7 protein-coding genes and 1 tRNA gene are annotated in these 7,857 nt (G+C 58.9%); 4 read left to right on the forward strand and 4 right to left on the reverse strand.

The features are described from left to right. The first annotated feature begins 149 nt into the window (after window positions 1–149). The 4 genes from AC59GX_RS19810 to AC59GX_RS19825 all read left to right on the forward strand — a co-directional run bounded on the left by AC59GX_RS19810 (window position 150) and on the right by AC59GX_RS19825 (window position 3,387). Window positions 150–1,079, forward strand: coding sequence for a replication initiator protein A (locus AC59GX_RS19810; RefSeq protein ID WP_497302424.1), 930 nt, complete (start codon window positions 150–152; stop codon window positions 1,077–1,079). Between the two features lie 594 nt (window positions 1,080–1,673). Next, window positions 1,674–2,483 (forward strand): helix-turn-helix domain-containing protein, encoded by an 810-nt coding sequence (locus AC59GX_RS19815; RefSeq protein ID WP_497302426.1) that lies wholly within the window; start codon window positions 1,674–1,676, stop codon window positions 2,481–2,483. Between the two features lie 363 nt (window positions 2,484–2,846). After that, window positions 2,847–2,923, forward strand: a tRNA-Pro gene (locus tag AC59GX_RS19820). 242 nt (window positions 2,924–3,165) lie between these two features. Next, window positions 3,166–3,387, forward strand: a complete 222-nt coding sequence (locus AC59GX_RS19825; RefSeq protein ID WP_497302427.1) for a hypothetical protein — start codon at window positions 3,166–3,168, stop codon at window positions 3,385–3,387. Between the two features lie 104 nt (window positions 3,388–3,491). On the opposite strand, the gene AC59GX_RS19830 is transcribed toward AC59GX_RS19825, so the two are convergent. The 4 genes from AC59GX_RS19830 to AC59GX_RS19845 form a co-directional block, all read right to left on the reverse strand. After that, complete coding sequence (locus AC59GX_RS19830; protein ID WP_497302428.1) at window positions 3,492–3,926, reverse strand: DUF3617 domain-containing protein; 435 nt, start codon at window positions 3,924–3,926, stop codon at window positions 3,492–3,494. A gap of 509 nt (window positions 3,927–4,435) precedes the next feature. Continuing rightward, on the reverse strand, window positions 4,436–4,735 hold the full coding sequence (locus AC59GX_RS19835) for a ribbon-helix-helix domain-containing protein (protein ID WP_497302429.1): 300 nt from the start codon (window positions 4,733–4,735) through the stop codon (window positions 4,436–4,438). Next, on the reverse strand, window positions 4,732–5,418 hold the full coding sequence (parA, locus tag AC59GX_RS19840) for a ParA family partition ATPase (protein WP_497302430.1): 687 nt from the start codon (window positions 5,416–5,418) through the stop codon (window positions 4,732–4,734). The genes AC59GX_RS19835 and parA overlap by 4 nt, the downstream gene beginning before the upstream one ends. 1,470 nt (window positions 5,419–6,888) lie before the next feature. Continuing rightward, a partial coding sequence (locus AC59GX_RS19845) for a transposase (RefSeq protein ID WP_497302431.1) occupies window positions 6,889–7,857 on the reverse strand: 969 nt, incomplete at its 5' end.

Genomic DNA, 7,857 nt, shown 5'->3' on the forward strand with positions numbered 1-7,857 from the left:
AAAGCACGCTGAGCCGTACAGATCTCCACGGTATTGCACCAGAATCGCGGTGCTCCCTGAGGTTCGGCCGTCCGAACCCGGCAAGCCTCGGACGATCCTCGCTAATGTTCGTGCTATTACACGGAAAACCCCCTTTCCGTTGGACAAGCATGAGGCAGCGACACAGGTTGATCGCTGATAAAGGCGAGTTTGGGATCATGGGCGACGTTTCGGTTTTTCAGGGTGACCTGTTTTCGGTGCACAGCCCGCTGTACGGCGATGTGCAGGGCGAGCGGACCGTGGCTGAGTTTCCGTTTTTCGCCCTGTCGAAAAAGGCCCATATGACCCCGATGGTCTTTGAATCGGGCGAAGCCCGAATCGAGATCAATCCGAGCAAGACTGGTGTCGCGACGATCTATGACAAGGAAATCCTGCTCTATATCGCCAGTCTGATGGCGGAGCGGGCCGAAAAAGGTGAAAAAGCCGACCGGATCATGACGTTTACCGCCAATGATCTCTTCCGCGTTACCGGTACGAACTCGTCCGCGCGGTCCTACACGTCGCTGAAGGCCTCGTTAAACAGGCTGCAGGGCACGCAGATCGTTACGAATATTGAAACTGGTGGTGAAGGATCGGACAGCTCTTTTTCCTGGCTGCTCAAAGCCGATATCAAATACATCAAGACATCTACGGGCGAGCGCCGTGTAAAATGGGTTGAAGTCATGGTGTGTGACTGGTTGTATCGCGCCATCCTGACGGATCAGCGGATCGCTGCATACCATCATGACTTCTTCAAGCTTGGCCCCATCGAACGGCGTCTCTACGAACTTGCCAAATTCAACTGCAAGGACGACGGCTTTACACTTGATATTGGTGAGCTGGCGGCGCGCGTAGGCTGCGCTTCGGACCGACGTGGCCTCGAATATTTTAAGAAACAGCTCCGCGACGTATCCGAACAGGATAGTCTGCCCGAATATACGCTCGACGTGGTCGAAACGAAAATCCCGTCGGGACGCGGTGGTCGGCCGCGTTTGCATACGACCATCAGCTTTCGACCCAAAAGAGATATCGAAATCCTTGAAGACGGCACCGACGCGTAATCCGTTTGCAGGTTCGCATAGGGTTTTCCGTGTAATAGCACGAACTCGAGTTCGGTGATCGTCGACCGACCCAGGGAAGTTATCGAACCCCGGCCAGGGGTTTTCCATGTGATAGCACGAACATTTCCCGAGTTTTCCGTGCGAAAGCACGAACCTTGGCGCTTTGCCCTGCCCCGATAAACCGCAAGGATGATGGAACGGCGGTCGTCGTTCGTCGAATTCGGTTTTTTCCAAATCCGACGAACGAGGGCGTGGTCGTAACGATCATTGGCAAGGGGGAGCAAGTGTCGGGTTTCTGAGCCGCATCGTGCGCAGCGTTTACGCCAGCGCAGGACGTATACACTGCTTAGGTCGCCACCTGCCCCACCAAGCCCATGACATCGATAACGAAGGAATGGCTGTGAGCGGATAAAAGGAAACCCGGCACGAAGGCCGGGCATCCCAAAAGCACATACTAGGTTCGTGCCGGCAAGCACAAACGATCGTCTACCAACGATCCCTAAATATGCGCTTTTCAGATTGAATTCAAGGATGCGCGTTTCGCGCCACGGCTGACTTTTGCCTGTTTCCGCCACCCTCAAGAGGGAACGGATGATGGGGACTATTACAATTGGCGATGCCGCGCTGAAGGCGTTCGGCTTGCTAACGCGCGAGCGTGCGCCCGCGCGATCGGGCGCGCTGCACCGGACAGGCGCACCTGTGCTACGCGACAGCCTGGAGGCCGGTACCTTCGAAGAAGTCTTCTGGACGGCACCCGGCAAGGGCGAAACCGACCGTTTGCTGCATGTTGCGCGCAAAACCCTCGATGCTGCACGGAGGTTGCGGCGCGATGCGCGCTCGGGAGAACGGACGCTGACGGTCGTCGAGCGAGGTATCGCTCAGCTTACCGGCAGCGCCGTGCGGGTCTTCGAAGAGCTTCTCACGCTTGCGCGGTTAAACCGTGGCCGTGTGTACCCCTCCTACGACTATTTGGCAGAGACGACCGGGCTTGGTCGTGCAACCGTCGGTCGGGCGCTCCGCATTCTCGAGGTGATCGGGTTTCTCGTGCGCCAGCGACGCTTCAACCGTGTGAAGAGTGACGGCCCCGGGCCGCGGTACGTACAGACATCCAACGCCTACCGACCTTTGCTGCCTGGCAGCGTGCGGTCCTATCTTCCGCGCTGGATGCGTCCTGCTCCGTTGCCCGACGACGTTGCTCAGCATCACGCCGACCATGCCCTGGAAACCAATGCGATGCTGAAGACGCTGTCCTGCCGGGAACTCGCACAGATCACCGTCGATGGTCCGCTAGGTAAGATTCTCGCTAAGCTCGGCGAGACGATCGATCGCATGGAGCGCGAGGCTCAAATCGATCCACAACCGCTAACTGATTCTATAAATATAAGAGATGCAGTGTTGGCCTAGACGGCCAACGCAATGACTGACTGACGGAAACCGGAAACTCCTGAACCAAAACACCGAGATAACACGCGGAAAACCCTGGACGCAGCGACGATGTCGCCGCGAATGCTCCCTAGTGGGATCATGCGGTTTCTGAAGCTTTCGATTATCGGACCGCATTCGAAGGAGACCCGTCGTGCCATGCGTCATGAAAATCATGTTTCTTATCAGGATGTTGGGTCAGGGCGCGCGTTAAAAAGCGTCCGCATTCAAGAAAGCTAACAAAAATCAAGGTTCCCGCGATGCAGGACCGGCAACCCTGCATTTTGTCCCTACCGCGTCATGACGCTTGCGTATTGGCGCTAGTATGCCTAACCGCAGCGCCGTCGGGGAGTGGCGCAGGCTGGTAGCGCACCTGGTTTGGGACCAGGGGGTCGCAGGTTCGAATCCTGTCTCCCCGACCATAGACCGTAAGGTTTATTCTCGCCCCTCGATGCTCGGGCGGGCCTTCATCATTCTGTGTCGCCTCAAGGCAGCGATTGAACGTGAAACCGACGGACTTCGCCCCAGGATAACCAGTTGCGGAAGTCTTGCGATTTATCGGTCGATTCGCACGATTTGCGAGATCTTGCCGAATCCGCAACGGCTGTGGGGAAACCGGGCGGCTGCAATACCACGGCGTCGCCCATATCATTTAGGGTATTGCGTGACACCGACCGTCATCACTCCAAGCGGCCTAGGTGCGATGGAAGTAGGCCTTGTGCTCGACGAAGAGCGCCAGCGCTTTGTCGTGCTGACGTTTAAGGAACCGGGGGGCGAGCCCCTATTGGTCACATTTACGGTTCCCATCTTCCAGAACTATGTCGAGCACCTTGTCCGTACGGCGAAGGCAGCCAACGAGGAGGCCAACTGGGTCATTCCCGGCTGACCATGATAGCTCATCTTGCCGATGAATTTCTTGGCTTCGGACGATAACCTTGCGCTAAGCAGACAATGGCAACGGGCGACGAGCGGCTGAACCAGAATGCAGCGTCATCGCGCGATATGCGTTGCGCGCTGATCCAGAACGATGTTGAGAGCCCCTTTGGGGGTCAGGCCAGCCACGGTTGCCCGACCAGTATAGCCCGTCGCATCGTAGGTCCCCGTGCGACTGATACGTATCCAGTCGCCTTTCTTCTGCGGGCAGCTCAGGCTCTGCGCATATCTGCCGTCGGCGACGCGCTGGCTGTCGATCCGGCATCGTGCTTTCGGGTCAGGCATCAGGAGCGTCTCGATCCCCTGCCCGCTCGACAGACGCTTGCGTTCGGCCTTCGATTTGCCTTTCATCATTCGCAAAAGGAATCCGGGAACACCCGGTACGGTCAGGTCTACGACCTTTGACGTGACGTCCCAATCTCCTGGCTGCACCACCTGCGCGGTAGCGGTAGTCGAAAGGCCAACTAGCATAAGCATGAAGTATTTCGTCATACCTCAATCATTTACCGGATTGCGCGTCGTACACAACTGACTGCCCTCCCGTGGCAGACGGTCCTGCTCCCTCGAGCGATGGCACCGAACAGTTTGCCCCAGCCTGCGCAATGACCCGTTACATTACCGTATGGCTGCCGCCAGAGCGACCATGCTGCGCGTCCCACGCGTATGTATTGCCTGAGCAGCGGCACCATGATGAGAACGGTAAAGATCTGGAAGCGCTCGAGTACACTGGTGTGCGCCACGTTATTGCCCGTGCCGGTCTTGCCAACCTCTCAGATAAGATGGGCTACCAGTGTGCGTCGTCAGATCGGCACATGCATCTGCCCATGCTGGATGGGAAAACGAGCGAGGCCGAAAGCGTGCGCCGGGGATCTCATTGCAATTCAAGGGCAGGGTTGGCCGTCATAGCTGAGTTGCTTATCGACTCTAGCTGGTCGGCTGTGACCCGCCCGCACTATACCTGGGCGCAGGCTGGCAGGGCCAATCGGAACGTGATGTCGCGATCAGTCCCCAATCGGGCTTTCGCCGTGCTTGCGCAGCACGTCGTTGAATGCCTCGGCCATCAGCGCCTGAAGGCTTCTGCCCTGGCGACGTGCCAACGTGTGCATGGCGAACGACATCTCGGGTGTGAAAAAACCGGCGATCTGTTTGCGACCCTGCCGGCTGGCAGGACCCGCTGTAGCCCCCTGCCCGCCCGCCTGGTTTTGCGTCTGTGCAATAGGCTGTGAAGCCGCTGGTGTTGCGATGACGGATTCCGGCAAGGTGCGATCACGCAGGTTTGCGAAGGACGGCTTGCGGCTCATGCTACAACTTTTCCGTTCTCTTTCAGGGGTTTGGATGATAGCTTCTTTGGCGTCTTGATCGGTATACCGAGTTGTAGACATGTCCACTTGTAGATGTGTCGAATATCCTCTGCCGCTTTGCCGCTGGGTTCGTATTCCATGACGGTGCGGCCTTCCGCGCTTGCATGGCGAAAGGCGGCGCGGTCGGCGATTTGGATCGGACAGGCTGGCGTACCAAACCCTTCGACGAGTTCGCGGGCCTCCTGATACATGCGCGGCGCGTTAGGGGAACCTGCGGTGAACACCACAAAGGCTGGCTTACGGAGCAACTGCACGAGTTTGGCCGTCGTCTGGATCGCCGCCAGGTCGAAGGCGCTGGGACGGCATGGGATCAGGACGAGATCGGCAACCTCGACTGCGGCACGCGCGGCGCTGTCGGCATGAGGCGGAGTATCGATGACGATAAAATCGGCCCCCTGCCCTCTCGCCTGCGCGATCTTGGCAGAGAGTCGTGGCGGTGGGCTATCGATTACTTCAGGCGGTGCGTCTTGGCGCCAGGCTGCCCATTCGCTGGCAGTCGCTTGGGGGTCTGTATCTATGACGAGCGCAACGCGCCCCGCGTCATGGGCGGCAGCGGCAAGGTGAAGCGCTAGCGTCGTCTTGCCCGCGCCTCCCTTCTGGCTGATTATTGCGATAGTAGGCATGTCTTCTCCCCTACATGTCTACATCGCGACAATGCAACACTGCTGACGGGGATCAGTGTATTTGGCTGCAATGCCTGCACCCCGCGCGCCCATTCGATCGCGGCGGATACCCCATCCGCCGCAGCGGTCCGCCCGCCGCACAAAACAGCCGTTTGTCACCAACGTATAGAACGTTGTACCCCATCGATACCCCGGCCTGGCGGCGGTAGGCATCCGTCCGGATCAGAAATGAATGGGGGTCGGACTCGTCTGCAAACGCTCAGAAACGTGCAGCCTAACTTGTCCTCTGTCCAGCGAAGTCGTTTGTCTTGACAACCACATCACCGCCGCGACGACCGACCTTCGCCCAACGTACCTTCACAGCTTCTAAAAACTCGCGTTCAAGCCTCTCCGAAGAAGTATTTCGCCGCATTGCCTGAAAGTACGATAGAGCGGCAGGCGAGAGGCGCCCCTTAACGAGCGATACCGTGGGTAGAAACACGCCGGGTACGCCGCCTTCAGACAATTCGATTTCGAAAACCCCGTCATCGCTTACCATTGATCAGTCCCCTACTTTTGCAAAATACGTTCACTTTGGAACATATGGAGTCAAGGCACGGGCAAGGATGATCGAGCGATTTTCCCGCAAGTTGACACCATCAAGACCCTCTTTGCGATCACGTCGGCGGGCTCGCAGCGTTAGGCGAAGATAAGCTGCAATGCACCTTGGTCGATGCGTGAAGAGCCTGTCTTACCGTGCCCCGAGTGCGGCGGTCCGAGCGTCGGGCTGACCCGTAAGTTCAAGCCACCGAAGCGTTCTGACGTGAAACAGTGGAACAAGGTCGAGGCGTTAAAGCGACACAGCTTTTTGTATTGTAGTGTCGGCGAACCTTATCCTGATACTCTTCAAGAGGTCGCCTCCTTTGCGGTGCGGCACGCGAACTTCATAGCTGCGGAGCGCGCTCGACGACCGGAAGCCTACCGTCAAATAGAAGTGGCTTTGTCGCGAGTCCGTTAATCGGTCTACGTCAGCTTCCCCCCAATCGGACAGGCGGCTGCGGCGAAGATCCCCTCCGCCATAGCCTCGGCAGGCTCCCAGCAACGCTAAGGGGTTGGCCCATCGCCAGCGCAATGTACCTCGGCGATACCCCATCTCGAGACGCCCACTAGCGGACTTTGGTTAAATCGGTCACTTTCGTAGCAGACTCCGCCACGAGGTTATCAAAGATGAGTTATCAAACAGACCGTCGAAGCCGGACGCGAGCAATCACCGTGTATGTGGCCCTCCTTTTTATTGGAGCGGCGCTAGGCTTTCTCGTCAGGTTTGGCGTGATTACCGATCGTATCCTCTGGTAACAGCCTCGGACGACCGCTCGAAAGTCTGCATTCCTCTCCAAAGCGGGCAGTCCGCTTCTGGGCGATTGTGTTGAAGAAGTCGGCCTCGGCGCCGGCTGGCACCGGCTTAAAATCAAGGCAAGCCTACCTGCCTTTTCAGGCGGGTGCCATCTGCGCCGGCATCGGAACGAGCTTGGCCATCTTGCGGAGGTTCTGGGCGGTGGCGGCGAGTAGGAACTCGTCCTTGGCGCCGTTTGGACCCCGCAGGCGCAAGCGGTCCAGCTTCAGGATGCGTTTGAGGTGCGCGAACAGCATTTCTACTTTCTTGCGCTGTCGACGAGACGTCACATAGGCGTCCGTAGTGGCGATATCGCGGGCCAGATCGCGGGCGCCCTCATGGACGGAACGCAGGATCTTCCGGTGCGGCCCATTCGGGCAACACCGCGGCCGCAGGTCGCAGGCGTCGCATGCGGCCTTGCGAGTGCGGTATCTGTAAAGTCCATCGACTGGCGGCTGCTCCTTTGCGGCGCGGCCCTCATGCCAGTAACGTCGCAGCTCTTCTCCCGCCGGGCAGGTGTAGAGATCGCGCTCGATGTCATAGCTGAAGTCGGCGCGCTCGAACGTGCCGTCACGGCGGACCGACTTATCGAACACGGGGATGTGAGGCTGGATGTCGCGCTCGTGGACGAGCCACGCCAGCATCTCGGCCGAGCCATAACCAGTGTCGGCCGCCAGCCGTTCGGGCCAGACGCCGAAGCGGTCCTGCACGCGCTCGATCATCCGCTTGCACGCGGTCACCTCGGCCTGCCGGATCGCGGTGCTCGCCTCCACGTCCATGATGACGGCATGATCGAGATCGATGAGGTAGTTGGTCGAGTAGGCGTAATAGGCCTGCCCCCCGTGCGCACAGGTCCAGCGCGACGCAGGATCCGCCGGCGCCAGGTACTTCGGCACCACCGGCGTGGCCGCCCCGAATGCGGCATCGTCGAGGACGGCAAGATACTCGCGAACGGCACGCGTGTCGGCGTCGGGCGGCAGGCCCTCGCTACCCGGGCCGCCAGTCTGACGATTGGCATCGGCCCGGATGAGGCTGGCATCGACAGCGAAGCCTTCGCCACCGACCAG

The organism is Sphingomonas sp. 320_CC, assembly GCF_059691795.1.

What these genes read in the sequence shown, in the direction of transcription:
- AC59GX_RS19810 (WP_497302424.1), top strand. Translation starts at nt 150, where the DNA reads ATGAGGCAGCGACACAGGTTGATCGCTGATAAAGGCGAGTTTGGGATC.
- AC59GX_RS19815 (WP_497302426.1), top strand. Translation starts at nt 1,674, where the DNA reads ATGGGGACTATTACAATTGGCGATGCCGCGCTGAAGGCGTTCGGCTTG.
- AC59GX_RS19830 (WP_497302428.1), bottom strand. Translation starts at nt 3,926, where the DNA reads ATGACGAAATACTTCATGCTTATGCTAGTTGGCCTTTCGACTACCGCT.
- AC59GX_RS19835 (WP_497302429.1), bottom strand. Translation starts at nt 4,735, where the DNA reads ATGAGCCGCAAGCCGTCCTTCGCAAACCTGCGTGATCGCACCTTGCCG.
- parA (WP_497302430.1), bottom strand. Translation starts at nt 5,418, where the DNA reads ATGCCTACTATCGCAATAATCAGCCAGAAGGGAGGCGCGGGCAAGACG.